Here is a 26,568-nt window from a genome sequence, read left to right on the forward strand (position 1 = left end):
GCGCAGAGGAGTTGGCGTGCCCTCCCGTGCGACGAGCATGGGTTGCAGGCTGGCGGTAGCACGCCGATCTGAAGCGGTGCGGCAGTCTCAGCGCGGGGCTGGGTAAGAAGGCGACGGCGGGCAACAGCGGCTGAGCGTTCTTCGGGCTGACTCGGGGATCGAGGGCTTGCGCCGATAGACTGACTTCCGTGACGGAATCCTCGGCTGACCACCCGCGCCCTGTCCTCGTCGTCGACTTCGGTGCCCAGTACGCGCAGCTCATTGCGCGACGGGTGCGCGAGGCACGCATCTACTCGGAAGTGATCGCGCACGACGCGCCGCTTTCCGAGTTCTTGGCGAAGGACCCGGCGGCGATCATCCTGTCCGGCGGGCCGTCGTCGGTCTACGCCGACGATGCGCCGTCGATTGATCCGCAGCTCTTCGACCAGGGCATTCCGGTGTTCGGCATCTGCTACGGCTTCCAGAAGATGACCGCTGAGCTGGGCGGCACCGTGGCCAAGACCGGCGTCAGCGAGTTCGGCCGCACCATGATGGACGTCGCCGGCGACGGCGGCGTGCTCCACCACGGCCTCACCGACACCCAGCCGGTGTGGATGAGCCACAACGACGCCGTGCAGTCGGCGCCGGAGGGCTTCACCGTGACGGCCTCGACGCCGGGCGCCCCGGTCGCCGCGTTCGAGTGCCTCGACCGTCGGATGGCCGGCGTGCAGTACCACCCGGAGGTGATGCACTCGCCGCACGGGCAGGAAGTGCTGACCCGCTTCCTGTACGAGGTGGCCGGTCTGAAGCCGACGTGGACCGCGGCCAACATCGCCGAGTCGCTGATCGCCGACATCAAGGCACAGGTGGGCGACGACGGTCTGGCCATCTGCGGCCTGTCCGGCGGCGTGGACTCCGCTGTCGCCGCGGCGCTGGTGCAGCGCGCCATCGGCGACCGCCTCACCTGCGTCTTCGTCGACCACGGCCTGCTGCGGGCGGGCGAGCGCGAGCAGGTGCAGACCGACTTCGTCGCAGCGACCGGTGCGCGCCTGGTGACCGTCGACGCCGAGGAGACCTTCTTGGGCCACCTGGCCGGGGTGTCCGACCCGGAGACCAAGCGCAAGATCATCGGCCGCGAGTTCATCCGCTCCTTCGAGGGCGCGGTGTCCGAGGTGCTCGGCGACAAGGCGTCGGCCGGCCAGACGATCGACTTCCTGGTCCAAGGCACCCTGTACCCGGACGTCGTCGAATCCGGCGGCGGCAGCGGCACCGCGAACATCAAGAGCCACCACAACGTCGGCGGCCTGCCTGAGGACCTCGAGTTCTCGCTCGTGGAGCCGCTGCGCCTGCTGTTCAAGGACGAGGTCCGCGCGGTGGGCCGCGAACTGGGCCTGCCCGAGGAGATCGTCAACCGGCAGCCGTTCCCCGGCCCGGGCCTGGCGATCCGCATTGTCGGCGAAGTGACCGCCGACCGACTGAACCTGCTCCGCAAGGCCGACCTGATCGCCCGCGAGGAACTGACCGCGGCCGGTCTCGACGGTCAGATCTGGCAGTGCCCGGTGGTGCTGTTGGCCGACGTCCGCAGCGTGGGCGTGCAGGGCGACGGACGGACCTACGGTCACCCGATCGTGCTGCGCCCGGTCTCGTCGGAAGACGCGATGACCGCCGACTGGACGCGCGTGCCCTACGAGACGCTGGAGATCATCTCCACCCGCATCACCAACGAGGTGCCGGACGTGAACCGCGTGGTGCTCGACGTGACGAGCAAGCCGCCGGGCACCATCGAGTGGGAGTGAGCCGGGCGCCGCAAGGCGTTTGGCGTCGCGATCATGTGCGACGACTACCAGTGGCGCGCGAACGTCGGCCAGACGCCGCAGCACAAGTGGGCCGATGAGCAGACCAAGTGGGCCGAGTGCATCGCGCAACACACAACCGAGCAGTGTCGCGAGATGCTGAATCCGTAGTCGTTCGCGTTGCATGATGGGAAGCGACCACCCAACGCAGCGTCTGTCCCCGGCATGACCTGCCGCACGGAGGAGCGACGCATTGATCGGTGAGCCTGCGAAACTGTCTGGCGGACACGAGATCTCGCGATCGGATCGGGCCCGTCGACGAGTTGCCGCTGCGGCTGTCGCCGCGATCGGGTTGCTGCCGCTGATGCAGACAGTGGTCGCAGGTCCGGCGAGCGCTGATCGGTCCCGCCCCGCCGCGTGCGTTCCGTTCGGCACCGGGCAGGTGCCGCCGGGGATTCCGTCCACCGGTGATCGGCGCGGCTTCGACACCTTCCCGCGGTACACCGGCACTTCTGCTCCCGCGCGGGTCGATCTGCGGACCGAGCGGACCCAGTTCAACCGGTACTGGGAGTTCACGTTGCTGCCCGGCGGCAAGCTGCTGGCACGGCCGCGGAACGGCAAACAGTGGCGGGTGGTGCCGTTGCCGTCGTGCCTCAAGGGTCAGTTCACCGCGATCTCGCTCGACGACGACGAACTGGTCGCCATCGACAAGAATCGGTGGATCTACACTATGGATCCGGTGAATCAGTCGCCGCTGCTGTGGAATTGGACGTCGAGCTGGGGCGCAATGCTCTGGACCGGTTCGGGTCAGACGCTCCCGGCGGACGCCGTGCGGCCGAATGGCTGGGCGCTGTCGGTGACGTCGCCGTGGGACAACAAGGAGTACCTCGACATCGCCGGCCGCGTGCACCCGAGCGGCGGCGCCAAGATGACCATGGTTCCGTACCTGTACGGCGACGGCAGCCGCATCGGCTACGCCGACCCGTGGCTCCCGAACGACCGCAGCTACGAGATCGGCAGCCCACTTGGTGGTCGGCTTCAGATGGTGGCGCTGTCGGCGTCGGCGTCGACCATCTTCGTGACGAACCGCTACGGCGACATGTTCACGCGCACTTTCGATTTCGACTCCTCCGGCTCGGACTCGGTGTTCTTCCGCTACAGCTGGGACTCGCAGAAGGGTAAGCCGTCGGCCGGCAGCCTGCCGCAGGAGCTGCTGGACCGCTCCACCGCGGCCGTCCAACTGCCCGCACCGGAATGGGAGTCGCAGCCGAAGATCCCCGGCGAGATCACGTCGGCGCTCACCGTCTTCTCGCCCGGCCCCTGCGCGGAGAACCGGGAACTGCGGGTGGAAGGGCGGCGCGACGGCCGAACCGGGTTCTGGCACAAGCGACTTCACGCGCAGCAGTGGCAGTTCACCGAGACCGGAGGCGAACTGCAAGGCGAGTTGTTGGAGAACTCGTCGGTCGATCGTTCTGCCGAGACGCTGTCTGCGCCGGCGCCCTGGAACCTGACCGGTTCGTTGCCGTCGCGCACGGCCTTGGTCGACGGCCAGACGCTGATCGACGTCGGTCTGCCCTACAGCATCGTCGATCCGCGGATGTTGGATCGGATCGGGTTGAAGGCCGACCCGTCCGGCTACACGCTGTCGGTGAAGAACTTCGATCCCGCGGTCACCACCCGGGAGGCGGCGGTGATCACCCCGAGCGGCACCAGGATTCCGGTCCTTCTGCACACGGCGGACGGCATGCGGATGTCGCCGTCGCAGCCCGGGCTGACAGCGAAGCCGCGGCACCTGGTCGGTGCCGTCCAACTGCCCGACGCGGTGTGGGCCAAGCGGAAGACCGACCCGGCGGTCAAGCGGTTCGTGAACGGCTGGATGCGCGGCAAGCAGATCGCCGCGATCACGCTCAGTGCCACCAAGAACGATCTGGTGATCCGCTGACCAGAGCCCGGCACTAGATCGATCCAGCTCCCGACGGCCGTTGGTTGTCGGAGGGGCGATGCACAATCACGCCATGACTGACATCGAGATCGTGCGCGGCGACATCACCGCGATCGCCACCGACGCCGTGGTGAACGCGGCGAACTCGCGCATGCGGGGCGGCGGGGGAGTCGACGGAGCGATCCACCGCGTCGGCGGACCGCTGGTGCTGGAGGACTGCATTCGGCGATTCCCCGACGGGCTGCCCACAGGCCAGGCGGGTTACACGGCGGCCGGGAACCTGCCGGTCGACTGGGTGATCCACACCGTCGGACCGAATTTCGCTGCGGGGCAACGGAATCGGGTCCTGTTGGAGTCGTGCTACCGGAACAGCCTGGCGGTGGCCGACCAGCTCGGCGTGGAGTCGGTCGCGTTCCCGCTGATCTCGGCCGGCGCCTACGGCTGGCCGTTGGAGGACGCGATCGCCGTCGCCATCGACACCATCGCCGCGACGGACACCCGGGTCGAATCGGTGGCAGTGGTGACGCCGGATCAAGGGCTGGCCAAGCGACTGCGCTACTACCTGGGCACGTCGGTGCCGATTCGGCTCCTGGAGGGCATCGAAGATCTGCATCGTCGGGGGTACGAGAACGTGCGAGCGTTGCCGTCGATCAGCCCGTCGGGCTTTCACTGGCGGCTGCAGATCGAGGCCGGCATGACCCGCGACCAGCCGGACGTCCGATTCGAAGTGCCGACGTCGCCGACCATCGTCTACAGCAACAGCGACGTCGAGCAGTTCGCCCGCGGTGTGGTGACCGGCGCGACGCCGCTGCGCGCGGTCGGCGATTTGATCCTTGCCGAGCTCAAGCTGACCGAGAAGCGCTCCGACCCGCGATATGCGGAGTGGTTCCGGCAACTCGTGGAGCTCAGTCGCTCCGGCGACCAGCTCCCGTGGGCGTTCGACGACTACGGTTGGCGTCGGGGAGGATGGTTCGGAAACGACAGACTGCCTGCGCCGCCGCCGGTCGATGCGGGTTCGGCACGTTCGGAGTGAGTGGGGAATCAATGAAGGCTTTCTTCAAGGAGCATTGGCGCATCGCCCTCGCGGTGTTCTGCACGATCGGTGTGTTCGTGATGCCCTTCACCGACGGGAACACCGCCGCCGATCGGGTCGGCGGGACGATCTTCTACTTCGTGGCGGCTGTCGTGTTCTGGTTCCTGTACATCCGACACCGTCGTCGGCCGGCGGCGCCGCAGGTCCATCCGGCGCCTGCTTTCGCACCGGCGACGGGCTACTTTCCGCCGCCACCGCGGATGTCGGCGACGGACGGGTGGGGCCAGTGCTTGGCGATCTGCTACGAGAAGATCCGCGTGTTCGACGAGGTCAGCGCGGCGACTCGGGCGGAGTCGGTCCGTGGCTGGTTGGGCGAGGTCTCTCGAGACCTGCACACGCAGTTGACGCTCGCGGAGGACCTCGCGTCGCTCGGCCGCACGTTGGAGCCGGGCTTCACCGGGGCCGGCAGTCCGCAGACTCAGGCCGCGCAGGAGTCGTGGTCCCGGCTGCAGGTGTTCCGCGACGGTCTCGACGACGCGATCACCAGCGCCGCGCAGATCCGACTGAACGCGTCTCAGCCGGTCACCGACTTCGCGCTGATCCAGAGCCAGTTGGAAATGTTGAAGTCGCAGATCCCGACGTTGGACGTGCTGCGGTAGGTCACCCCAGCGGTGACTCTGACGTTGTGAGTGGGACGGCAGCTGCGAGTACGCGACCATCGACCTTTCGTATTTTTCGAATTACCATGAACTTATGACAGCCTTGATGGAGCAGACGGTGCTTCCCGGCAACCCGGGCGGTGCGGTCGGTCAGCGTCGCTTCGACCACCTCCTGGACGTTCTCAATGCGCCAGGCGGCCTTACCGTCGAGGCGGGCGGCCAATCGGCGGAGCTCCCCGACGAGCTCCGCCAACTCCTCTTGGCTGCGCTCACGACTCTTGCCTCCGGTACCGCGGTCACTCTCACCCCGCAACGGACCCAGCTGACGACGCAGGAGGCCGCCGACATCCTCGGCATCAGTCGACCCACACTCGTCAGGCTGCTCAGCGAGGGCGAAATCCCCAGTACCAGGCCCGGCCGTCACCGCCGCATCCAGTTGGTGGACGTCCTGGCCTATCAGCAGCGAATTCGGGAGCAACGCGAGGACGCGCTGGACCGACTTTCTGCGCCGGAGCCGACCGCACCCGGTCCCGATGGATTCACCGCCACCCGATAGCAGATGGCCTCGTCCTTCCGCGTCGTCCTGGACGCCTGCGTGATGCTGCCGCAGAATCTGAACAACCTGCTCCTGACGCTGGCAGCTCACGACCTGTTTGATCCAGTCTGGACTCCAGACCTGCTTGATGAGGTCGAACGAAACCTGCGGAAGAAGTCGTTCGGGCTCACCGAGGATCAGATCGATCGTCGGATCACGCAAATGCGTCGAGCCTTCCCTCATGCCGAGGATCACGCGGCCGGGTACTCGACGCTCGTGCCATCGATGAAGAACCACCGTAAGGACCGGCACGTCCTGGCCGCTGCCGTTTCTTCTAGTGCTGCACTGATTGTGACTGCCAACGTCAGGGACTTCCCGAAACGGGCGTGCACCCCTAATGATGTCGAAGCCATCACGCCGGACGAGTTTTTGCTCGATCAACTCGATCTGGACCCCGATCTGGTTCTCGGCGCGATGGCAGAACTGGTAGGACGAAACCAGCATCCGCCTCGTTCTGTGCTCGGCCTTGCTGAGTCACTCGGGCCGCTTACTCCTCAGTTCTCCAAAGCGGTGGTCTAGGCGATTCAGCCGGCTGCGGAGGTGCAGATCGTCGGCGACGACCGAGAAGCGCTTTCCTGAGCAGTCGGTCGAAGTGCGAGAACCACGCTTCACCTCGGAGATTGTCGTACCCGCGGCTTAGCCTCACCCCATGAATGACGACTACTTCGATTCCCGCCAGTACGCATTCCTCGTGCTGTCCAATCGGCCATCGAAGCCGCTCGACGCGGCTGTCGAATGCGAACGTCCTGCGGGGCGCCGTGGAGCTGTGTGAGGTACGGGCGCTGGCTCCCGTCAACTGGTCGCTCGCCGAACATGCCCGCCGCTACAGCGAAGCGTCGGCGCAACGATGGCACCAATTCCACGTCGTGCGCGAACAGCTCGGCTTGGTCGTCGAGGAGTCAGGCCGGTGCCGGGAGGAGTGCGGTCCCGGCCGTTGCTGGGGCGACGACTGCGAGTGCGCCGGGTGCGTGTTCGGCTGGGCTCAATGCGCGGTGTGCGGTCAGGCACGGGCAGCTCAGCCGATCCATGGCTTGGATCTGTCGCCGGTGGAGAACGACGTCGAGGTGTTGGCGGCGAAGCAGCGCGAACAGGACCGGCTCGACGAGTTCTACCGGGAATTCGACTCGGCGGTCGCCGAGTGGCAGCGCGCGGTAGGACTCGTCTGAGCTCGGTGGCTCCGGGCAGTCGCTAGCTCAGCAGGCTGCCCGGGACTTCCTGCCAGGGCGTGAGTTCCAGGAGGAGTTCGCCGTCGTCGAGGGGGATCTCGACTGCGGTGGCTTCGGCGAAGCCGGCGGTGACCGCGTCGCAGAAGTTGTAGAGCTCTTCGCCGCGGGGAAGCTGCAGGCCGAGGTGGTGGAACATCATCTCGATTCCGTCGCCCATGAACACTGGGCCGTCCTGGTCGTGCGCGTCGAGGTAGGTGTCGTGCGCGTAGCGGACGATCTTGCCGTCGTCGGATGCGTATCGGACGCGGGCGGCGACGTCGAACCAGCCCATCATGCGCGGCACCGGGCAAATGGCGTCAGAGGTCTTCGTGGTTTCCATGCCGCGCAGAGTAGTGGCGGCGTACGACAAGATCGGCGGTCAGCTGGAATGGCGCAGTCGCCGATCCTGATGCGCGAGATTCGTCGTTAGTCGCCATTCCCCAAAACGAAGTCGGCCAGATGTTCTCAATTGCATGCTGTGCCTGAGATTAGTTGCGAGCGAATCAATTTGTAATTGAATATGCAAGTTAGGTGCGTCTGATGATTTCAAGTCAACTGCCCAGGCTGGCACGAATCATTTTGTCGGTGCCATGAGAGATAGTCCTCTCACCAACATGAGAGGAAGGTGCTGCGGATCATGCGCGGTCAACATTTCGGAGTGTTTCTGACTATCGGCGCTGCTGCTGTTATGGGGCTCAGTGCTTGCTCGGCAGATTCCATCGACAAGACGGCAAGCACGATAGCTGCGGAGAACTTGTCGAGTGAGGACTCGACCCCTGTGACCAGCTATCGCCGAGGTGAACTCACCGGCCCGGACCGGCTGTTTCTTTCGGAGCTGGATGACTACTGGAGGGTCGGCGAGGACGCGGATCTGATCGAGATCGGAGAGGGCGTCTGCCAGCGGCTGCGCGAAGGAGCGTCAAAGACCGACGTTCTCAAGATTTTCGTGGGTGGTGAAGAAGGTGATGACGGAAGTTTGACGGTGGAAACCGGCAACGACTTCAACCGGGGTGTCAACCTCTTCTCTGCGTCGGTGAAGGCTTACTGGCTCTTCGGATCTAAGAGTGCGTAGGTGAGGTTCGGGACGAGCGCGGGCGACCACAAGATGTAGGCGGGCCCTGGGTGTGATCATGGAAGTTCCTCAACAACCCCGACGCACACCACAGGACCCATGGCTGAGCTTACTTCCGATGTTGCCGACACGATCTGCCGAACCGTCGAGTTGGGCGTGACGATCACCGGTGCGGCCGTCGGCGCCGATGACCGGACCCACATTTTCTGCGAGGTCCTCGACCCCGATCGACGCTGCCCGGACTGCAATATGGCAGGTCAACCACGCGATCGGGTCGTACGGGTCCTGACCGACACGCCCGCCGCCGGCTATCCAGTCCTCCTGCACGTGGCGGTTCCGCGGTTCGTCTGCCACACCAGCGACTGCTCCAGGTCGGTCTTCCGCGCGAGGATCGACCACATCGCCCGACCGCGAGCAGTGGTCACGACCAGGACCGAACGCTGGATTTTGCAGCGCATCGTGGTCGACAAGATGAGCGTGGCCGCCGTGGCCGCGAACCTCGCGATCTCGTGGAGCACGGTCAACCAGATCGCTACAGACGCCGCTCGCGCCTTGGTCTACGACGGCGACCACCTCGACGGGGTCCGCTGCCTCGGTGTGGACGAGCACAAGTGGAAACATGTTCGCGGACAAGGGGAACCGAGTTTCGTCACGGTCCTGATCGACCTGACTCCGGTCATCGACGGGACCGGCCCGGCACGGCTGCTCGACATGATCGGCGGACGATCCAAACAGGTCCTCAAGCAGTGGATGCAGGCGCGAGACCAACGGTTCCGGGATCGGATCAAGGTCGTGGCGATGGACGGATTCACCGGCTACAAGAGCGCCACCACCGAAGAACTCCCCACCGCTCGGGGTGGTGATGGATCCGTTCCACGTCGTGCATCTGGCCGCGACGAAATTGGACCGGTGCCGGCAACGGATCCAGCAGCAGGTGTGTGGGCACCGGGGCCGTAAAGACGACCCGCTCTACAAGATCCGCCGGATCCTGCATACCCGCACCGAACTCCTCACCGACAAGCAGAAGATCCGACTGTTCGAGTCGTTGACCAGCCACGACGCACACGCCGCCGTGGAGATCACCTATCAGGTGTATCAGCAGCTCATCGCCGCCTACGAACACCGACACCGCCGCGAGGGCAAGAAACTCATGTACAAGATCCTGCGACGGATCCGCACCGGACTACCCGCCGGCCTGACCGAGCTCGCTCAACTCGGACGAAGCCTATGGAACAGGCGCGCCGACATCCTCGCCTACTTCGACACCGGCGTCTCCAACGGACCCGTCGAAGCCATCAACGGACGCCTCGAACACCTCCGCGGAATCGCCCAGGGCTTCCGCAACCTCGACCACTACATCTTGCGGTCCCTACTGCATTCCGGTCAGCTCGCCGAAAGGGTCAACGCACTCTGAAATACGAAGAGCCGGCTTACTGTCCAGAGTTCTTGACCGGTGTGCGATAACCGCCGATAGAAGCGTGGCTTGGGCGGCGGCGGGATACGACAGGATCGCCATCGATCAGCTCGACGGACGACGCAGACCGCTCGCGATGAGCACCACTCCGGCCACGACGCCGACGCCGATCAGCACCCACGGCAGGATCGTCAGATCCGGCAGGTCGGGGCCGCCGGCGACACCCCACGCGCCGACAGCGATCGCGAGGAGACCGGCGACCGCCAGCCAGGGACTGCGGCGAAGTTCGGGCGCGGCGTGCGGGTCAGCGTTCTGCAGGTCGTCGTTCATTGCTTCATCTCCACATTGCCGATGCCCACGTGGGCGTTGATGGTGAGGATCGGGCTGTCGTCCTTGCCGCCCACGACGTTGGGCGGGCAGGCGAAGTCGCCGACGGTGACGCTGCACTCCGGGCGGACGCGGACGTCGTCGGGCAGCCAGACGACGATCTCGCCGATACCTTGCTCCAGGCTGATCGTTCGGTCAGCGTCGAGGGAGGGCAGCTGCCGCAGGTCCAAGACGGTGGAGCCGACGGTCAGCTCGTAATGGTCACGCAGCTGGGACTGTTCGGTGACGGGCCAATTGCGTTCGCCGATACCGCCTTTGGGCGGATTCCAGCCGGAAGCGTCGACCAGTGCCGAGACGATCACGACGGCGGCGGTCAGGGCGCCGAGCGAGACCAGTCCGGAGCTCGAGGCACCCTCGGGGCGACGCTGCAGGGCGGAGATGAGGAGTCCTCCGCCGATCACCAGCAGGGCGAGGGAGGCGATCCGGCTGACGGTGAACCAGTCCATTCCGGCCGTGTGCGCGGCGGTGCCGCCGGCAACTACGAGCAGGGCCAGGCCCAGCGTGATCGGGGTGACGGGAGAGCGCGGATGTCGGGCTGGGGCCGGCGGTGGGCGCGGGTGAGGGAGATCCCACGCGAAGGGGCTGCTCCGAGCGGGTCCCAGGCGGGTGGGGTGGGTGGGCCTTCGGCGACCGTCGTCGTGGTTGACCCTTCGACAGGCTCAGGGACCGGGACCTGCTCAGCGATCGGGGATGTCGGGCCCGTAGAGGTGGGGACAGGTTCAGGAACGGAAGTGAAGACCCTTCGACAGGCTCAGGGGTCGGGGTGGAGTGGCGGAGGTGCCGGGGGAGGGTGGGGGTGCGTTGGTAGAGGAGCCACCAGCCGAACAGGAGGAGGCCGGTGCTGAGAATGCCGCTGCCGCTCCAGTTGTCGCCGCCGAAGATCGCCGAGAGCACCACCGCGAGGATGACGAGGGGGATCAGCGAGCCCCAGCGGAAGTGGCCGTGGTGCTGTTCGGCGGGACTCTCCGCGCGGGGCGTGCGGTCGGCGGGGAGCACGAAGCAGGCGATCACGTACAGCAGAATCCCGGCGCCGCCGAAGATCGTGGCCACGACGAGCGCGACGCGCACCAACGTCGGATCCACGTTGTACCGCGCACCGAAGCCCGAACAGACGCCGGCCACCTTGTGGCCTTGTCGACGTCGAACGGGACGGGTGGCCCAGAGGTCGGAGAGCGTCGTTGTGTCCATGACTCCATCCTGGTGTCGGCGCCGACGCCGAGGTATCGGGAACCACCCTGAGATGGTCCCTGAACTCTGCCGCGGGGCGCGCTTAAAAGCCTCCGGGCGTGCCAGTATCGAAGGTGATGAGAACCGACGTATCCCGCACGACGACGACGACGCCGACGCTGCACCGGCGCAACGGCGGCAAAGTGGTGGGCGGAGTGGCCGGCGGCCTCGCCGACCACCTCGGTGTCGACGTCTTCCGAGTGCGCGTGGTCTTCGTGGTCCTCACCGCACTGGCCGGCGCGGGCGCGATGGCGTACGCGGGTCTGTGGTTCTTCGTGCCGCTCGGCGAGGACACCCAACGCGCGCCGTCGCGGGAACGACGCCAGGCTTACGGCCTCGTCGCGCTGGGCCTCGTCGCACTGGTAGCCAGCTTCATGCTGGCCTCCAACGCTCCGGCCCAGCAGTTGGTCGCGGTGGGCATCACTCTCGGCGGTGCCGCGCTGGTGTGGCGCGAAGTGGACGTGACCGGCCTCGGCAGCGGCGCCCATCGTTCCGCGTTCACCTGGCTGCGGCTGATCAGCGGCGCGGTGCTGGTGATCGGCGGGTTGGTGGTGATGGTGGTGGCCGGCGGGTCGGCGCTCGGCGGCGTCAATTCGACGGTGCTCGCGGTGCTGGCGACGCTGGTGGGCGTGGTGCTGCTGACGGTGCCGCTGTGGATGCGACTGCTGCGGGCGCTCGACGCCGAACGCGCCGCCCGTATCCGCGACGCCGAACGCGAGGAGATCGCCTCCCACCTGCACGACTCCGTGCTGCAGACCCTCGCCCTGATCCAGAAGCAGGCCGACAACCCGGAGACCGTCGCTCGCCTGGCACGACGGCAGGAACGCGAACTGCGGATCTGGCTTTTCGGCGACCCGGCGCAGCAGCGCGAGTCGTTCGCCGCCGCCATCGCCGCGCTCGGCGCGGAGGTGGAATCGTCGTACGGCACCGAGATCGAAGCGGTGACCGTCGGCGACACCAGCCCGGCCGAACTGCGCGACGAGACGTGGGCGCGGTCGGCCAGCGCCCTGGTCGCGGCCACTCGCGAAGCCATGGTCAACGCCGCCAAGCATTCCGGCGCCGAGAAGATCGACGTGTACGCCGAAGTGCTCGACGAGCACGTGGAAGTCTTCATCCGCGACCGCGGCGTGGGCTTCGACCTCGACGCCGTCGACGACGACCGGCAGGGCATCTCCGGATCCATCACCGGCCGCATGGAACGCGCCGGCGGCAGCGCGACGGTCCGCTCGGCCCCTGGACAAGGCACCAACGTGACGCTGCGCCTGCCGCGTCGCGCAGCACAACAGGAGGTTCGATGACGTACCGGGTGTTCCTGGTCGACGACCACGGCGTCTTCCGCTCCGGCGTCCGCGCCGAGCTGGCGTCGGAGGCGGGGATCGAGGTGATCGGCGACGCCGGGACCGTGCCCGACGCGGTGGCCGGCATCGTGGAGCAGCGGCCCGACGTGGTGCTGCTCGACGTCCACATGCCCGCCGGCGGCGGCGTGGCCGTGCTGCGCGGCGTGGCCGACGCGATCGGCTCGGAGGCACCGGTGTTCCTGGCGCTGTCGGTCTCCGACGCGGCCGCCGACGTGATCGCGACCATCCGGGCCGGGGCCCGCGGCTACGTCACCAAAACCATCAGCGGCAGCGAACTGGCCGACGCCGTGCGCCGGGTGGCCGAGGGCGATGCGGTGTTCAGTCCGCGCCTGGCCGGCTTCGTGCTCGACTCGTTCACCGGCCGCTCGCCGGTGCCCGAGCCCGCGCTGGATCCGGAACTGGACTCGCTCACCCGGCGCGAGATGGAGGTGCTGCGCCTGCTGGCGCGCGGCTACACCTACCGGGAGATCGCCGAGGAACTGTACATCTCGGTGAAGACCGTCGAGACGCACGCCTCCAACGTGCTGCGCAAGACGCAGCAGTCCAACCGCAACGCGCTCACGCGCTGGGCGGTGAACCGGCAGATCGGGTAGCGGGCTCGTCGTCGTCGATCACGACGGTGCGGGCCGGGGCGGGCTTGGCCGGCTTCTTCTCGGTGCCGCGATCGATGCTGACGCGAATGCGCATGCGGATCGGCCGGACCGTCAGGGCAGTGGCGATCGCGAGCAGCGCGAGGATCACCAGCGCGCCGATGGTGAAGCTCAGGACCGGAACGACGAGGAACTCGCGGCCGATCAGTTCCGCGAGATTCTGGGCGCCGATGTCGACCACGAAGTCGCCGATCAGCCACGGCGGATCGACCAGCGCGGTGATCGGGACCGCAGCTGCGGCGAGGGCGGCCGCGGCGGTCAGCCACAGCGCCGGCGCCGTGGCCTTGCGGGCGACAGTGCTCGAACTCAGCAACAGACCGGTGGACAGGATCGCGATGAACGCGGCCGCGACCACCCACCACCCGTACGGATGCGGGCCGATACCTCGTTCGGAGAAGGCGAGGTCAGAAGTCTGGCCGAGGCCGTTCCAGGTGACCTTGGTGCCGAGCATGTCCAGGGACACCCAGGGGAGAAGAGTGGTCGCGATCGCCAGGACGGCGACCACGCCGATCACCGACGCATAGAGACGTCGTTGTTGCTGCTGCATGATGTCCGAATCTACTCGGCTGCCGCCGCGGCTTCCGCAGCCGCGGCGGGCTTCGCCGGGCGAGCAGCCAGGGCGGCGGCGACGCAGACGGCCGCGAGCACCACCAGCACCACGGCCAGGGCGATCAGGGTGGGTTGCGCCAGGACCTCGTCGACGATGTCGGCGTAGTGGTCATCGGTGAGGATCGGGCCGATCCCCATGGCGTCGAACACGCCGCCCAGGAACGTACTCGGGCGCAGCAGCACGACGATCGGGATCACCGCGGCGATCAGCGTGGCAACGGCGGCGATCGGGCGCAGCGGATTGGCCAGCGCGGGCGTCGGGACGGCCATCGCGACGGCGGCCACCAGGGCGATCAGGCAGGCGACGGCGACCCACATGCCCAGCGGCGTCGCCTGGAGGTCGGCGGTCGATCCCTCATCGAGATCGGTGGTCAGGGTCCCGAAGCCGTTCCACTGAAACGGCGTATCGAAAGCGGGGCCGATGTCGGCCCAGGTCAGGGTGGTGAGCCAGCCCGCGACGGTGGCCAGAATGGCGATGACCAGGGCGAATAGGCGCTGCTGCATGCTCTCGATCCCTCTCGTTGACGATTGTCGGACCCCGGGGTTACTGTACGAACAGAAGTTCGAACGACGGTATCTTCCCTGCCGCTGGAGCGAATGGTCGTCTCACGCGAGGGGAAGCGCATGTCCGATCAAAGTGTAGAGAAAGCCGCCACCGTGGCGGCACTGCGGCGAACGCTCGCGCAGATGTCCGGCCGCCCCCATGCGGCCCCGAACGCCGGAAGTGAATCCTCCGGAAGTGAATCCTCTGGGGGCGGTTCGACGATGCTGGCGGTGCCGACGCCGATCGCCGAACTGCTGCCGCGGCGCGGGCTGGCGCCCGGCTCCGTGGTCTCGGTGAGCGGGGCGATGACGCTGCCGGTCGCCTTGCTCGCGGCCGCCAGTGCCGCTGGTGCGACCGCGGCCGTGGTGGGACTCCCGGAACTGAACCTCGCGATGGCGGCGGATCTCGGAGCCGACCTCGGGCGGATCGCGGTGGTGGAGTCGCCGTCGACCCGCGGGAGTGGGGCGTGGGATCGGCTGGAGGTGACGGCGGTGCTGTTGGACGGCATCGATCTGGTGGTGGTCGGAGTGGACCGGGTCACGCCGTCGCGGGCGCGCGTGCTGACCGGTCGGGCACGACGACAAGCGTCGACGCTGCTGGTGGTCGGTCCGCCCGGCGCTTGGCCCGGGGCGTCGGTCCGCTTCTCCGGGGACGTGGCCGGCTATCGCCATCTTCCGTTGCGGCGCAACGGCTACGGCCGCATCGGCGGACTGCAGGTGGACGTCGAGGTGTCCGGCACCGGCATCGCGCCCCGCCGACTGCGCTGCGAACTGGTGACCCCGGGCATCGGGGAACCCGGCAGCCTGCGGCTGGAAGCGGTGGAACCGACCCGTCGCCGGACCGCGGCACCCGCGCGCGCGGGTTGGGCGGTGGCGAATTGACCGCGTCGGAGCGCGTGATGGCGCTGTGGTGTCCGGACTGGCCGGCCGTCGCGGCCGCGCGGGGACTCGGGTTGGTCGGCGGCGAACCGATCGCGGTGCTGGCTGCCGGGCGGGTTGTCGCCTGCTCGCGCAGTGCTCGACGCGCCGGGGTGCGCCGCGGCATGCGTAAACGGCAGGCGCAGTCGACCTGCCCGGAACTGCAGGTGACACCGGCGGATCCGCACCGCGACGGCCGCTTCTTCGATCCGGTCACCACCGCGGTGACCGCCGTGGTCCCGATGACCGAGGTGCTGCGCCCCGGGCTGCTGGTGATGGCCGCCGACCGCGCCGGCCGCTACTTCGGCGGGGAGACCGAACTGGCCGAGGCCGTCGCCGAAGCGGTCGAGGCGGTCGGCGTGATCGGGCGGGTCGGGGTGGCCGACAATCTGTTCACCGCGGTGCTGGCCGCCCGCTCCGGGCGCGTGGTGCCGCCCGGATCCGACGCCGACTTCCTCGCCGACCGGCCCGTCGCCGACCTCGCGATCGAGCCGTCGCTGTCGTCTCCGGAGCGGGACCAACTGGTGAACCTGTTGTGGCGCTTGGGGCTTCGGACGCTCGGCCGATTCGCGGCCCTCGACCCCGCCGACGTGGCGTCGCGCTTCTCGTCCGACGCCGTCCGCGCGCATCGGATGGCGGCGGGGCGGCCGGGTCGTCGTCCGTCGCGGGCACCGATCCCGCCGGACCTCGAGGTGACCTATCAGTGCGATCCGCCGGTGGACCGCATCGACGCGGCGGCCTTCCTCGGTCGACGGCTCGCCGAGGACCTGCACCGTCGGCTCATGTCGGCGGCACTGGCCTGCACCCGGCTTACCGTGCACGCGATCACCGACAGCGGCCAACGCCATTCGCGGACGTGGCGGTGCGCGGAACCGCTGACCCCGGAGGCCACCGCCGACCGCATCCGCTGGCAGTTGGAGGGGTGGCTCACCACGGCGGGCACGGGGTCGGGGCCGGACGGACCCCTGACCCGCCTGATCCTGGAGCCGGTGGAGCTGGTGGATCCGGGTGGCCTGCAGCACGCGCTGACCGGGGCCGGACTGCCGACCGATCCGGGCACCGGGCTGGGCGAGCGGGCACGTCGTTCCCTGGTGCGCGTGCAGGGGCTGCTCGGCGGGGAAGCGGTGCGGGTGCCGGTGCCCAGCGGCGGACGCGGCCCGGCCGAACGCGTCTCGCTGGTGACCTACGGCGACAAGGCCGCCCCGGACCGGCCGGTCGACGCGGCCTGGCCGGATGCCCTCGCGCGCCCGCTGCCCGCGCTGCTGACCGTGGGAGACGCCGAACTGCTCGACGCCGCGGGCGACCCGGTGACCGTCACCGCGCGCGGCGCCTTCAGCGCCGAACCCGTCGAAGTGATGCTAGGGCGCGGCCGTCGACGGGTGCAGTGGTGGGCCGGGCCCTGGCCGTTCGGCATCGACGACGGCGCTCCGGTGACCGACGACGACACGGCGCCGTTCGCGCGGAACACCGCGGTCGCGGCCCGCGCCCAGGTGCTGCTCGACGAGGCCGGACAGTCCGGCACCTCGCGCGCGCTGCTGCTGTGCTTCCGCGGCGCCCGCTGGTCCGTCGAAGGCGTCTACGAATGACGCCCCCGACGAAGCGGCGGTACGAACGGTGCGATGCGGCGGGCGGCTACTCGGCGAAGGCCGCGCGGACCACCTCGGCGATGCGGTCGGCGCCGGCGTCGTCGAGCTCGGTCAAGAACCAGGCGCACGGCATCAGGGTGTCCGGAGCGTCGGGCCCGGGTGCCCGATAGGCCTTCTCGGTGATGCCGACGCTCATCAGGTCGTCGTCCAGGCGGAAGAAGACCAGGACCGGTGCGCTGCGGGCGGTGGCGTAGCCGGGCATGCCGTACCAGAGCCGCGGCTTCAGCTTGGGTCCCGCGGACAGGATGGTGTGGTGCAGTCGACGGGCCACCGAGCGGTACGGCTCGGGCATCGAGTCGATCTTCTCGGTCACCGCCAGCTGATCTTTGCTGACCTTGGGGGAGGGAGACTCAGTCATGACACGGACTTTCTCTCGCGCCGCTCATCGCGGCAGGGACAGGACAACTCGACCGCCGTCGGCGGTCCAGTTGCGCGTTCTCCATTGCGGACATGTCCTGAGCGGGCCCAGTCCTCTCCACGAATGTGTCAGGTGAGCACTTCACCATCGATTGCGCGAGGCGTGGCAGCGACTGCCACGGTTCGAGAATACGCGGTCAGTGGTTCGCGCCGCGAGCGATGATCGGCCAGTGTTCGACGCCGTCGGCCGTCTCGGCGAGGAGCTCGTCGGCCAGGTTCACCGCGGAGCAGACGTGGTTCGGGACCACGCGGACCCGATCACCCAGGGCCGGAACGTCTTTCGCGCCAGTCGGGAACTCTACTGTGGGGAATTCTGCTGGGGGGAACTCGACGACGGCGTGGTGCTCGGACAGGGCGACGATCCGGGCGTCGGGGTGGTCGAGGAGTCGGCCGAAGCCGGACGCCCACGCGGGGCGGTCGGCGCCGAGGGTCTTGCTTCCCGCGTCGAGGACGAGGCGAGGGCTCTCACCCGGGGACGACGAGGCACGGATGACGGTGGCGACGGCGACGAGGGCGATGTCGTCCCAGGTGCAGGAGCCGAGTTCGAGTTGCTGGGCGTCGTTGAACGGGTACACGCCGGGCCGGATCTCGGTGAGGACGCCGGCGTCGGCGAAGGCGATGGTCGGGGTGGAGCCGCCGCTGATCACCGTCGGCTCGATCCCGGTGCGGCGCAACGAGTCCGCGGCCGCGGCGAGGGCGACCGCCTCCTGCCGGGCCGCGTCGGCGCGCGCGGAACCGGGACCGTAGCCGTGGCCGGGGAAGGTGAACACGCCGATCACCGACAGCCCGGCGGCGACGGCGGCCGCCGCCACGGCACCGGCGTCGTCGGGTGCGGCACCGCTGCGGCGCATGCCGGAATCCACCTCGACCAGTACCTCGACCGGAGCGTCCCCGAGCAATTCGGCCATCCGCTGGGCGCCGGCCGCCGAGTCGACGGCGAGCCGGAGCGCGGCGCGCTGGGCCAACGACCGCAGGCGCGCGGCCTTGGACTCGGTGAGCCACAAGGGATACGCGAGGAACAGGTCGGTGAAGCCCGCGTCGGCGAAGGCCTCGGCCTCGCTGATCGTCGCCACCGTGAACCCGACGGCGCCGTCGAGACCGGGCCCAGGATCGCGTTGGCGCGCGGCCACCTGCGCGCACTTGTGCGTCTTCGCATGCGGGCGCACCTGCAGGCCGCTCGCCGCGGCCCGCTCCGCGAGCGCCGCCACGTTGCGGCGGAGGACGGCGTCGTCGACCAGCAGATACGGGGTGTCGGTCATAAGCGCCAGTATTCGCCGGGACCCGCGGAAGCGCTAGCGCGAGGCGGTGCCGAGGGCGGCCTCGGACTCGGCCACCGCCAGGTACTCCTGGTGCATGATCCGGTTGGTGAGGCGCGGCGCGGCCCAGTGGCCGAACTCGGCGACGTCGCCCCAGAACGAGTTGACGCGCTTGGGCCGCTCGACGATGGCCTTGAGGATCCGGTTGGCCGCCTTGTCGACACCCCAGATGCCGCGCCGGGACTCGTAGGCGCGGGTCGGCGCGATCATCCGCGTGCGCGTGATCGGCAGCCGCACGTTGGTGAAAGTGACGTGGTCGGACAGGGTTTCGGCGCCGGTCGCGTCGGCGAACGCCTCCAGCGCGGCCTTCGACGCGGCGTAGGCGCCGAACCGCGGCGCACGACTCTGCACCTCCACCGACGACACGTTCACGATGTGCCCGGACTGCCGCTCGATCATGTGCGGCAGCACCGAGAGCGTCATGTACACGGCGCCGAAGTAGTTCACGGCCATCAGGCGCTGGTAGTCGTGGGCCCGGTCGAGGGCGTTGACCGACGCCCGCCGGATGGAGCGGCCGGCGTTGTTCACCAGGACGTCGATGTGCTCGTGCTCGGCGATGATCGACTTGATCAGCGTGCGCACCGACGCCTCGTCGGTGATGTCGGCGGGATAGGCCGACGCGACGCCCAGCGGGAATCCGGGCTTGGGCAGCTCCGCGTTCAGCTCGTCGACCGTCTCGATCAGCTGGTCGGCCTCGCGGGACACCAGGATCACGTTGGCGCCGCGCGTGATGCACATGCGCGCCGTGGCCTTGCCGATGCCCGACGATCCGCCGGTGATGATGATGTTCTTGCCGACCAGCGGGCCGCGCTCGTCGTCGCGCCGGTGCCGCGCGGGGTCGAGGTGCTCACTCCAGTACGCCCACAGTCGCGGCGCGTAGTCGTCGAGCTCGGGCAGCCGCACACCGAGGTCTTCCAGCGTCGCGGTGCTGGCGTCTGACAGGAAGTACATCGGCACCGGGACGTCGTCGATGGTCTCCGGTGGAATGCCGAGCTGCTGCACGACGAGGTCGCGGCCGGTGCGCAGCGGATTGTGGGCGGTCACCGCGAGCAGCGGGCGGGCCAGCACGCCGGGCACCAGATCGAAACCGCGGGGCGCATCCAGCGCCGGGGCCAGCGCGTTGAACAGTTCGGTGAGGGTGCGGCGCTCGGGATCGGACAGGTGGAACACCCGACCGGATTCGTCGGGCTCATGGCCGATCAGCGCGACCAGGGCGTCGGCCACGTAATCGACCGGGACCACGTTCACGAAGCCCACACCGAAGACCGGCAGCGGCAGGAACGACGGCAGTCTGCCGAGCCCGCGCAGCCACGGGAAGAAGTAGTAGGGGCCGTCGATCCGGTCCATTTCGCCGGTCGTCGAGTCGCCGACGATGGTCGACGGCCGGTAGATCCGCCAGCGCAGGCCTTCGGTCTCGCGCACCAGCTTCTCGGCGTCGAAGGCGGCGCGCTGGGCGGCGGTGGGGAACTCCTGGCCGAGGTCGAAGTCGTCCTCGGAGAAGGCCTCGTCGTGATCACCGGACACCGCGATCGACGACAGGTGGTGCAGCATGGCGTCCCGGGCGACGGCGAACTCGACGAGCTGGGCCGTCTCCTCCGGATCGGGACGGCCGGCGTCGCCGAGGTGAAGAACGTGGTCCACCGCGTCCAGGCTCTCGTCGTCGAGCCGCACGACGGCGGTGATGCGATCCCCGCCGTCGATCTTCTCGCCGATGGCGGCCAGTCGCGGGAGGTCCTCGGTGTCGACCAATGCGGTCACCGATGCGCTCGGGTCGGCGAGCAGTCGCGTGAGCACGCGACGGCCGAGCAGGCCGCAGCTTCCGGTCACGAGAAATCGGTTCACTAGAACAGGTTCTCACACATGGGCGGTCAGAGGACCGTTAGAAACGAAATCATTTCAGTTAGGTTCACTGCATGCACAACCTGTCGACTCTCGAGGCCGCGTGGAAGCACCGATCGCGGCGCAGCGTCGGCGCGGTGATCACCGTCGCCGGCGCCTACCTGCTGATCATGGCCGGGACGACGCTGCCGACGCCGCTGTACCCGATTTACCGCGAGGAGTTCGGCTTCTCGGTCTTCATCGTGACGGTGATCTTCGCAACCTACGTGCTCGGTGTGCTGGTGGCGCTGTTCGGCGTGGGCCGCTGGTCCGACGTCTTCGGCCGGAAACCGATGCTGGTGGCCGCCCTGGGCTCCGCGCTGATCTCCACAGTGCTGTTCCTGGTGGCCGACGACCTGGCGGTCCTGCTGATCGCCCGCTTCTTCGCCGGGCTGTCGTCGGGCATCTTCGTCGGCACGGCGACCGTCCACATGGTGGAGTTGGCGCCGGAGAAGTGGAAGCCGTCGAGTGCCTCCTTCCTGGCCACCGCGGTGAACGTCTTCGGGCTGGGCGTGGGGCCGCTCTTCGGCGGTCTGGTGGTGCAGTTCATCGACTTCGAGCCGTTGCGCACGGTGTTCTGGATCCTGCTGGGTCTGCAGGTACTCGCGGTGCTGGCGATCCTGACGGTGCCGGAGACGGTGACCCGCGAGAAGCCGCTGCGGATCCCGAAGTTCCATCGGTTGACGGTGCCAGTCGCGGCGCGCCCCGCCTTCCGTCGCGCGGTGCTGCCCGGCGTGGTGGGCTTCGCGATGCTGGGCCTGTACGGCGCGGTGGCGCCCAGCCTGCTGAGCGACCCGATGGGCATCGATTCGGTGGCGATCCAGGGTGCCGCGGTCTTCGCGGTGTTCGCCGGGTCGGCGGTGATGCAGCTGGCCACCGGCGCGGTGCCCGAGCGCACGCTGATCCTCATCGGCTGCCTCCTGCTGCTGATCGGCTGCGCGAGCATCTCGGCGGCGATCCTGGGGAACTCGGCGGCGGGCTTCATCATCGCCGGCGTGGTGGGCGGCGCGGGCCAGGGCGCGACGATGTCCAAGGGTGTCGCGCAGGTCGCCACGGCCGCGCCCGCCGATGAGCGCGCCGCCACCACGTCGACCCTGTTCTTCTGCTTCTACCTGGGCCTGGCCTTCCCGGCGATCGGGATCGGTGCGGCCGCCCTGGAGTGGGGCCTGCCGCATACGACGGAGGTCTTCGGGCTGCTCTGCGCGGCCGGGGCCGCGGCGGCGCTGGCCGTCAACTACTTCGGTACGCGGGAGCCTCGTCACCCGATGGCATCTGTCGAACAGTAGTTCTAAAATGGGTCCGTGGGATGGGGTAACGGGCCGCCGAGCTGGGCGGAGATGGAGCGGGTGCTGTCCGGGCGCGCGCCGCTCGCCGCGCCGGGGCATCCGCCGGGCGACGGCGGGGATTCGCCCGCCTGGTCGCGCAAGCGCGGTGAGTTCGTCGCCGACGACGTCGAACCCGCCCCGTCACGGCTGCGCTATGCCGAGCTGCACGCGCACAGCGCCTACAGCTTCCTCGACGGCGCCTGCCTGCCCGAGGAGATGGTCGCCGAGGCCCGCCGCCTGGACCTGACGGGTCTGGCGCTGACCGACCACGACGGCTTCTACGGGGTGGTGCGGTTCGCCGAGGCCGCCCGCGAGTACGGGCTACCGACGGTCTTCGGCGCGGAACTGTCGCTGGAACCGGACTCCGCGCGGGCCGGCGCGGTGGATCCGCCGGGCGACCATCTCCTGGTGCTGGCCCGCGACGCCGAGGGCTATCGCCGACTCTCGCGGGTGATCGCCGACGCGCACATGAGCGGCGGCCGCAAGGGGCTGCTGCGCTACGACGCCGACGCGATCACCGCGGCCGCGGCCGGGCACTGGACCGTGCTCACCGGCTGCCGCAAGGGCGCGGTGCGTCGAGCATTGGCGTCCGGCGGCGCCGCCGAGGCACGAAAAGCGTTGGGGCAGTTGGTAGACCGCTTCTCCCGCGAGTCCGTGGTGGTGGAACTGACCGCCACCGGAACCGGCGACGACGACGAACGCAACGCCGTGCTCGCGCGGTTGGCCGCCGAGTTCGGGCTGACCACCGTCGCGACCACCGGGGCGCACTTCTCCGGTCCGCCGCGTCGTCGACTGGCGACGGCGGTGGCCGCGGTACGGGCGCGCACCGACATGGCGACCATCGGCGCGCACCTGCCGGGGCTCGGCGGCGCGCACCTGCGCAGCGGCGACGAGATGGCGCTGCTGCTGCCCGCACACCTGGACGCCATCGAGAACGCCGCCGGACTGGCCGCCGACTGCGCCTTCTCGCTGGGCCTGATCGCCCCCAAGCTGCCGCCGTTCGACGTCCCGGACGGCCACACCGAGGCCACCTGGCTGCGCGCACTCACCGAACGGGGCGCGGCGGACCGGTACGGCACCCGCGCGCAGCGCCCGGACGCCTACCGGCAGATCGACTACGAGCTGGACATCATCGAGCAGCTGACCTTCCCGGGCTACTTCCTGGTGGTGCACGACATCGTGAGCTTCTGCAAGAACAACGACATCCTGTGCCAGGGGCGGGGGAGCGCCGCCAACTCGGCGGTCTGCTTCGCGCTCGGCATCACCAACGTCGACCCGGTGGGCGCCGGGCTGCTGTTCGAGCGGTTCCTGTCGCCGGCGCGCGACGGTCCGCCGGACATCGACGTCGACATCGAGTCCGACCGCCGCGAGGAGGCGATCCAGTACGTCTACGCCCGGCACGGTCGGGCGTACAGCGCGCAGGTGGCCAACGTGATCACCTACCGCGGTCGGTCGGCGGTGCGCGACATGGCGCGGGCGCTGGGTTACGACCCCGGTCAGCAGGATGCGTGGAGCAAGACGCCCGACTCGGCGCCCGACGACGTGCGCGCCATGGCCGCCGAGATCTCTTCGCTACCAAGGCATCTGGGCATCCACTCGGGCGGCATGGTGATCTGCGACCGGCCGATCGCCGACGTCTGCCCCACCGAGTGGGCGCGGATGGAAGGCCGCAGCGTGCTGCAGTGGGACAAGGACGACTGCGCCGCCATCGGCCTGGTGAAGTTCGACCTGCTGGGCCTGGGCATGCTGTCGGCGCTGCACTACGCGATCGATCTGGTGGCCGCGCACAAGGGCATCGAGGTCGACTTGGCGCGCCTGGATCTGTCCGAGACCGCCGTCTACGACATGCTGTGCCGCGCCGACACCGTCGGCGTCTTCCAGGTGGAGTCGCGCGCCCAGATGGCGACGCTGCCGCGACTGAAGCCGCGCAACTTCTACGACCTGGTGGTGGAGGTGGCGCTGATCCGGCCCGGCCCCATCCAGGGCGGCTCAGTGCACCCGTACATCCGACGACGCAACGGACAGGAGGCGCCCAGCGTGGAGCATCCGTCCATGCACAAGGCGCTCGACCGCACGCTGGGGATCCCGCTGTTCCAGGAACAGCTGATGCAGTTGGCGGTCGACGTCGCCGGTTTCGGTCCGGCCGAAGCCGATCAGCTGCGGCGCGCGATGGGCTCCAAGCGGTCCCCGGAGAAGATGGAGCGCCTGCGCGTGCGCTTCTACGAGGGCATGGAACGGGTCAACCAGATCACCGGTCCCACGGCCGATCGGATCTACGAGAAGCTGGCCGCGTTCGCCAATTTCGGCTTCCCGGAAAGCCATTCGCAGAGTTTCGCCTCGCTGGTGTTCTATTCGGCGTGGTTCAAGCTGCACCATCCGGCGGCATTCTGTGCGGCGCTGCTGCGGGCGCAGCCGATGGGCTTCTACTCGCCGCAGTCGTTGGTGGCCGACGCGCGCCGGCACGGCGTGACGGTGCATCGACCCGACGTGAATTGCTCTGTGGCACATGCGGAATTGGAGAATCGGGGGCTCGACGTCCGGATCGGACTGGCCGCGGTGCGCGGGCTCGGCGACGCGGCGGCGGAGCGGATCGTCGACGATCGGGTGGCGCGCGGGCCGTACGAGAGCATCGCCGACCTGTCGCGGCGGACGGAATTGACTGCGGCGCAACTGGAGTCGTTGGCCACCGCGGGGGCGTTCGAGTCGCTGGGGTTGGATCGTCGAGCTGCCCTGTGGGAGGCCGGGGCGGCCGCGGGCCTGCGTGAAGAGCAGTTGCCGGTGGTCTCGCCGCGGTCGGCGCCCACCCTGCCCGGCATGTCCGACGTGGAACTGGCGGCCGTGGACGCCCTGTCGACGGGGATCACGCCGCACAGCTATCCGACGCAGTATCTGCGGCCGCGGCTGGACGCGATGGGGGTGACCCCGGCCGACCGCCTGCTGGCGGTGCCCGACGGCACGCGCGTCACCGTCGGCGGCGCGGTGACTCATCGGCAGCGGCCGGCCACCGCGGCCGGCGTCACCTTCCTCAATCTCGAGGACGAGACGGGGATGGTGAACGTGGTGTGCTCGGTGGGGCTGTGGACGCGCTACCGGACGCTGGCGCAGACCGCGTCGGCGCTGCTGGTGCGCGGGAAGGTGCAGAACGCCGAGGGGGCGGTCACCGTTGTCGCCGATCGGCTTGCGCACTTGGATCTGCGGGTCGGCACCCGATCGCGGGACTGGCAATAGCGCTGTCGGCACCGGGCGATACTGTGCAGACGAACTTCTCGAACAGGACGAGTGGAAAGCAGGTAGGCGCATGGAGGTCGTGATCACCGATCACCCGGAGCTGGTGGTGGCCGACGCGGTCGCCGAGGCGGTCACCGGCGGTGCCACGACCCTGGGCTTGGCGACCGGCTCGTCACCGCTGCCGACCTACCGGGAGCTGATCCGGCGGCATCGCGACGAGGGACTGTCGTTCGCGGGGGTCACCGCGGTGCTGCTCGACGAGTACGTGGGCCTGCCGGCCGACCACCCGGAGTCGTACACGCGGTTCATCCACGACAACTTCACCGGGCACATCGACATCGGCGACGTCCACCTGCCCGACACCATGGCCGCCGACCCGCGGGCCGCCGCGCGCGACTACGACGAGCTCATCGGACGGGTCGGCCCGGTGGACGTGCAGATCCTCGGCATCGGCAGCAACGGGCACATCGGTTTCAACGAGCCGTCGTCGTCGCTCACCTCGCGGACCCGCCTCAAGACGCTCGCCCACAAGACGCGCATGGACAACGCGCGGTTCTTCGACTCGCTCGACGATGTGCCGCGGCACGCCATCACGCAGGGGCTGGGCACCATCACCGAGGCACGACGGCTCGTGCTCGTGGCCACGGGGGAGGGCAAGGCCGCCGCGATCGCCGCGGCCGTCGAGGGTCCGCTGTCGGCGTCGTGCCCGGCGTCGATCTTGCAGTGGCACGCGCACGCCACGGTGGTGGTGGATCGTGCCGCGGCCATCAAGCTGCGCGACGTCGAGTACTACCTCAACGCCTACGAGAACAAGCTCGCGCCCTGACTCAGGGAGCCCTGGCCCAGGGCGCCCTGACTCAGACGGCGCCGGCGAAGCCCTGCTGGCGCCACGCCTCGTAGAGGGCGACGCTGGTCGCGTTGGCCAGGTTCATGGAACGACGGCCCGCGAGCATCGGAATGCGGAGCTGCGCGGTGATCAGCGGGTGGTTCAGCACCTCGTCGGGCAGCCCGGTGGGTTCCGGGCCGAACAGCAGTACGTCGCCGGGCTGGTACTGCACCTCGGTGAAGAACGTGTCGGCGTGCGCGGTGAAGGCGAAGACGCGCTGGGGTTGCATGGTGGCCCACGCGGTTTCCAGGTCCGGGTGGACCGTCACGTTCGCCATCTCGTGGTAGTCGAGCCCGGCCCGACGGACCTGCTGATCGGTCATCGTGAACCCCAGCGGTTCGATGAGGTGCAGCTCCGCGCCGGTATTGGCCGCGATGCGGATCGCGTTGCCGGTGTTGGGTGGGATGCACGGCTGGTAGTAGACGATCTTCAGCTGGAACTCGGGCTCGGGCACGCTTCCCATTATCGCGCCTTGCGGCGCGCGGGGA

25 protein-coding genes and 2 pseudogenes are annotated in these 26,568 nt (G+C 68.9%); 17 read left to right on the forward strand and 10 right to left on the reverse strand.

The features are described 5' to 3' along the window. Positions 1–188: 188 nt before the first annotated feature. The 8 genes from guaA (at position 189) to MUG78_RS11075 (ending at position 7,167) form a co-directional block, all read left to right on the forward strand. Positions 189–1,775: a glutamine-hydrolyzing GMP synthase gene (guaA, locus tag MUG78_RS11045; RefSeq protein WP_246994754.1), complete on the forward strand. Its 1,587-nt coding sequence runs from the start codon at positions 189–191 to the stop codon at positions 1,773–1,775. Between the two features lie 33 nt (positions 1,776–1,808). After that, positions 1,809–1,943 carry a hypothetical protein gene (locus tag MUG78_RS18135; RefSeq protein WP_281499823.1) on the forward strand — a complete coding sequence of 45 codons (135 nt, stop codon included), beginning with the start codon at positions 1,809–1,811 and terminating at the stop codon, positions 1,941–1,943. 193 nt (positions 1,944–2,136) lie between these two features. Continuing rightward, positions 2,137–3,714 (forward strand): hypothetical protein, encoded by a 1,578-nt coding sequence (locus tag MUG78_RS11050; protein ID WP_246996977.1) that lies wholly within the window; start codon positions 2,137–2,139, stop codon positions 3,712–3,714. A 73-nt stretch (positions 3,715–3,787) separates the two neighbouring features. Then, positions 3,788–4,747 carry a macro domain-containing protein gene (locus MUG78_RS18300; RefSeq protein WP_308221354.1) on the forward strand — a complete coding sequence of 320 codons (960 nt, stop codon included), beginning with the start codon at positions 3,788–3,790 and terminating at the stop codon, positions 4,745–4,747. Between the two features lie 11 nt (positions 4,748–4,758). Further along, positions 4,759–5,406, forward strand: a complete 648-nt coding sequence (locus MUG78_RS11060; RefSeq protein WP_246994756.1) for a hypothetical protein — start codon at positions 4,759–4,761, stop codon at positions 5,404–5,406. Positions 5,407–5,500: 94 nt separating this feature from the next. Then, complete coding sequence (locus MUG78_RS11065; RefSeq protein WP_246994758.1) at positions 5,501–5,962, forward strand: helix-turn-helix domain-containing protein; 462 nt, start codon at positions 5,501–5,503, stop codon at positions 5,960–5,962. Positions 5,963–5,965: 3 nt separating this feature from the next. Then, the gene (locus MUG78_RS11070) at positions 5,966–6,520 is read left to right on the forward strand and encodes a VapC50 family PIN domain-containing toxin (protein ID WP_246994760.1); all 555 of its coding nucleotides are present in this window, start codon (positions 5,966–5,968) and stop codon (positions 6,518–6,520) included. A gap of 239 nt (positions 6,521–6,759) precedes the next feature. Continuing rightward, positions 6,760–7,167 (forward strand): hypothetical protein, encoded by a 408-nt coding sequence (locus tag MUG78_RS11075; RefSeq protein ID WP_246994763.1) that lies wholly within the window; start codon positions 6,760–6,762, stop codon positions 7,165–7,167. A 22-nt stretch (positions 7,168–7,189) separates the two neighbouring features. On the opposite strand, the gene MUG78_RS11080 is transcribed toward MUG78_RS11075, so the two are convergent. Next, on the reverse strand, positions 7,190–7,546 hold the full coding sequence (locus MUG78_RS11080) for a hypothetical protein (RefSeq protein ID WP_246994765.1): 357 nt from the start codon (positions 7,544–7,546) through the stop codon (positions 7,190–7,192). 285 nt (positions 7,547–7,831) lie between these two features. Between MUG78_RS11080 and MUG78_RS11085 the strand changes: the two genes are divergently transcribed. Continuing rightward, positions 7,832–8,278 (forward strand): DUF732 domain-containing protein, encoded by a 447-nt coding sequence (locus MUG78_RS11085; protein ID WP_246994767.1) that lies wholly within the window; start codon positions 7,832–7,834, stop codon positions 8,276–8,278. A gap of 99 nt (positions 8,279–8,377) precedes the next feature. Beyond that, positions 8,378–9,692: pseudogene (locus tag MUG78_RS11090) on the forward strand (ISL3 family transposase). Positions 9,693–9,797: 105 nt separating this feature from the next. Here MUG78_RS11090 and MUG78_RS11095 read toward each other — a convergent pair. The 3 genes and pseudogenes from MUG78_RS11095 to MUG78_RS18445 all read right to left on the reverse strand — a co-directional run. Next, positions 9,798–10,022, reverse strand: a complete 225-nt coding sequence (locus tag MUG78_RS11095) for a hypothetical protein (RefSeq protein WP_246994769.1) — start codon at positions 10,020–10,022, stop codon at positions 9,798–9,800. Beyond that, complete coding sequence (locus MUG78_RS11100) at positions 10,019–10,525, reverse strand: LiaF domain-containing protein (RefSeq protein ID WP_246994771.1); 507 nt, start codon at positions 10,523–10,525, stop codon at positions 10,019–10,021. Before MUG78_RS11100 ends, MUG78_RS11095 begins: the two co-directional genes overlap by 4 nt. Before the next feature lie 598 nt (positions 10,526–11,123). After that, positions 11,124–11,267: pseudogene (locus tag MUG78_RS18445) on the reverse strand (PspC domain-containing protein); the annotation flags it as partial. A 116-nt stretch (positions 11,268–11,383) separates the two neighbouring features. Here MUG78_RS18445 and MUG78_RS11105 point away from each other — a divergent pair. After that, a complete protein-coding gene (locus MUG78_RS11105; RefSeq protein ID WP_246994773.1) occupies positions 11,384–12,604 on the forward strand; it encodes a sensor histidine kinase in 1,221 nt (406 codons plus the stop codon). Further along, positions 12,601–13,257, forward strand: coding sequence for a response regulator (locus MUG78_RS11110; RefSeq protein ID WP_246994775.1), 657 nt, complete (start codon positions 12,601–12,603; stop codon positions 13,255–13,257). Before MUG78_RS11105 ends, MUG78_RS11110 begins: the two co-directional genes overlap by 4 nt. On the opposite strand, the gene MUG78_RS11115 is transcribed toward MUG78_RS11110, so the two are convergent. Further along, on the reverse strand, positions 13,223–13,861 hold the full coding sequence (locus tag MUG78_RS11115; RefSeq protein ID WP_246994777.1) for a hypothetical protein: 639 nt from the start codon (positions 13,859–13,861) through the stop codon (positions 13,223–13,225). The genes MUG78_RS11110 and MUG78_RS11115 overlap by 35 nt on opposite strands. A gap of 11 nt (positions 13,862–13,872) precedes the next feature. Continuing rightward, positions 13,873–14,427, reverse strand: a complete 555-nt coding sequence (locus tag MUG78_RS11120) for a hypothetical protein (RefSeq protein ID WP_246994779.1) — start codon at positions 14,425–14,427, stop codon at positions 13,873–13,875. A 120-nt stretch (positions 14,428–14,547) separates the two neighbouring features. On the opposite strand from MUG78_RS11120, the gene imuA' reads away from it, so the two are divergent. Both imuA' and MUG78_RS11130 read left to right on the forward strand, forming a co-directional pair. Beyond that, positions 14,548–15,348 (forward strand): DnaE2-dependent mutagenesis accessory factor ImuA', encoded by an 801-nt coding sequence (gene imuA', locus MUG78_RS11125; RefSeq protein ID WP_246994781.1) that lies wholly within the window; start codon positions 14,548–14,550, stop codon positions 15,346–15,348. A 17-nt stretch (positions 15,349–15,365) separates the two neighbouring features. Then, entirely contained in the window at positions 15,366–16,970 is a 1,605-nt protein-coding gene (locus tag MUG78_RS11130) for a DNA polymerase Y family protein (RefSeq protein ID WP_246996979.1), read from the forward strand. Between the two features lie 46 nt (positions 16,971–17,016). On the opposite strand, the gene MUG78_RS11135 is transcribed toward MUG78_RS11130, so the two are convergent. The 3 genes from MUG78_RS11135 to MUG78_RS11145 form a co-directional block, all read right to left on the reverse strand. After that, complete coding sequence (locus MUG78_RS11135; protein WP_246994783.1) at positions 17,017–17,388, reverse strand: DUF1801 domain-containing protein; 372 nt, start codon at positions 17,386–17,388, stop codon at positions 17,017–17,019. A 196-nt stretch (positions 17,389–17,584) separates the two neighbouring features. Next, positions 17,585–18,706: an alanine racemase gene (locus tag MUG78_RS11140; protein ID WP_246994785.1), complete on the reverse strand. Its 1,122-nt coding sequence runs from the start codon at positions 18,704–18,706 to the stop codon at positions 17,585–17,587. Positions 18,707–18,739: 33 nt separating this feature from the next. After that, complete coding sequence (locus tag MUG78_RS11145; protein ID WP_246994787.1) at positions 18,740–20,605, reverse strand: SDR family oxidoreductase; 1,866 nt, start codon at positions 20,603–20,605, stop codon at positions 18,740–18,742. Between the two features lie 71 nt (positions 20,606–20,676). Between MUG78_RS11145 and MUG78_RS11150 the strand changes: the two genes are divergently transcribed. The 3 genes from MUG78_RS11150 to nagB all read left to right on the forward strand — a co-directional run bounded on the left by MUG78_RS11150 (position 20,677) and on the right by nagB (position 26,020). Beyond that, positions 20,677–21,927 carry an MFS transporter gene (locus MUG78_RS11150; protein ID WP_246994789.1) on the forward strand — a complete coding sequence of 417 codons (1,251 nt, stop codon included), beginning with the start codon at positions 20,677–20,679 and terminating at the stop codon, positions 21,925–21,927. Positions 21,928–21,942: 15 nt separating this feature from the next. Next, positions 21,943–25,194, forward strand: coding sequence for an error-prone DNA polymerase (locus tag MUG78_RS11155; RefSeq protein ID WP_246994791.1), 3,252 nt, complete (start codon positions 21,943–21,945; stop codon positions 25,192–25,194). Positions 25,195–25,264: 70 nt separating this feature from the next. Then, on the forward strand, positions 25,265–26,020 hold the full coding sequence (gene nagB, locus MUG78_RS11160; protein WP_246994793.1) for a glucosamine-6-phosphate deaminase: 756 nt from the start codon (positions 25,265–25,267) through the stop codon (positions 26,018–26,020). A gap of 31 nt (positions 26,021–26,051) precedes the next feature. Here nagB and MUG78_RS11165 read toward each other — a convergent pair whose 3' ends face one another. Further along, entirely contained in the window at positions 26,052–26,534 is a 483-nt protein-coding gene (locus MUG78_RS11165; protein ID WP_246994795.1) for a tRNA (cytidine(34)-2'-O)-methyltransferase, read from the reverse strand. Between the last annotated feature and the right edge of the window lie 34 nt (positions 26,535–26,568).

Source organism: Gordonia alkaliphila, from assembly GCF_023017165.1.
Classification (GTDB): Bacteria; Actinomycetota; Actinomycetes; order Mycobacteriales; family Mycobacteriaceae; genus Gordonia; species Gordonia alkaliphila.

What these genes read in the sequence shown, in the direction of transcription:
- MUG78_RS11105 (WP_246994773.1), top strand. Translation starts at nt 11,384, where the DNA reads ATGAGAACCGACGTATCCCGCACGACGACGACGACGCCGACGCTGCAC.
- MUG78_RS11135 (WP_246994783.1), bottom strand. Translation starts at nt 17,388, where the DNA reads ATGACTGAGTCTCCCTCCCCCAAGGTCAGCAAAGATCAGCTGGCGGTG.
- MUG78_RS11095 (WP_246994769.1), bottom strand. Translation starts at nt 10,022, where the DNA reads ATGAACGACGACCTGCAGAACGCTGACCCGCACGCCGCGCCCGAACTT.
- MUG78_RS11080 (WP_246994765.1), bottom strand. Translation starts at nt 7,546, where the DNA reads ATGGAAACCACGAAGACCTCTGACGCCATTTGCCCGGTGCCGCGCATG.
- MUG78_RS18300 (WP_308221354.1), top strand. Translation starts at nt 3,788, where the DNA reads ATGACTGACATCGAGATCGTGCGCGGCGACATCACCGCGATCGCCACC.
- MUG78_RS11065 (WP_246994758.1), top strand. Translation starts at nt 5,501, where the DNA reads ATGACAGCCTTGATGGAGCAGACGGTGCTTCCCGGCAACCCGGGCGGT.
- MUG78_RS11060 (WP_246994756.1), top strand. Translation starts at nt 4,759, where the DNA reads ATGAAGGCTTTCTTCAAGGAGCATTGGCGCATCGCCCTCGCGGTGTTC.
- MUG78_RS11140 (WP_246994785.1), bottom strand. Translation starts at nt 18,706, where the DNA reads ATGACCGACACCCCGTATCTGCTGGTCGACGACGCCGTCCTCCGCCGC.
- nagB (WP_246994793.1), top strand. Translation starts at nt 25,265, where the DNA reads ATGGAGGTCGTGATCACCGATCACCCGGAGCTGGTGGTGGCCGACGCG.
- MUG78_RS11130 (WP_246996979.1), top strand. Translation starts at nt 15,366, where the DNA reads ATGGCGCTGTGGTGTCCGGACTGGCCGGCCGTCGCGGCCGCGCGGGGA.
- MUG78_RS11115 (WP_246994777.1), bottom strand. Translation starts at nt 13,861, where the DNA reads ATGCAGCAGCAACAACGACGTCTCTATGCGTCGGTGATCGGCGTGGTC.
- MUG78_RS11050 (WP_246996977.1), top strand. Translation starts at nt 2,137, where the DNA reads ATGCAGACAGTGGTCGCAGGTCCGGCGAGCGCTGATCGGTCCCGCCCC.
- MUG78_RS11070 (WP_246994760.1), top strand. Translation starts at nt 5,966, where the DNA reads ATGGCCTCGTCCTTCCGCGTCGTCCTGGACGCCTGCGTGATGCTGCCG.
- MUG78_RS11100 (WP_246994771.1), bottom strand. Translation starts at nt 10,525, where the DNA reads ATGGACTGGTTCACCGTCAGCCGGATCGCCTCCCTCGCCCTGCTGGTG.
- MUG78_RS18135 (WP_281499823.1), top strand. Translation starts at nt 1,809, where the DNA reads ATGTGCGACGACTACCAGTGGCGCGCGAACGTCGGCCAGACGCCGCAG.
- MUG78_RS11150 (WP_246994789.1), top strand. Translation starts at nt 20,677, where the DNA reads ATGCACAACCTGTCGACTCTCGAGGCCGCGTGGAAGCACCGATCGCGG.
- MUG78_RS11120 (WP_246994779.1), bottom strand. Translation starts at nt 14,427, where the DNA reads ATGCAGCAGCGCCTATTCGCCCTGGTCATCGCCATTCTGGCCACCGTC.
- MUG78_RS11110 (WP_246994775.1), top strand. Translation starts at nt 12,601, where the DNA reads ATGACGTACCGGGTGTTCCTGGTCGACGACCACGGCGTCTTCCGCTCC.
- imuA' (WP_246994781.1), top strand. Translation starts at nt 14,548, where the DNA reads ATGTCCGATCAAAGTGTAGAGAAAGCCGCCACCGTGGCGGCACTGCGG.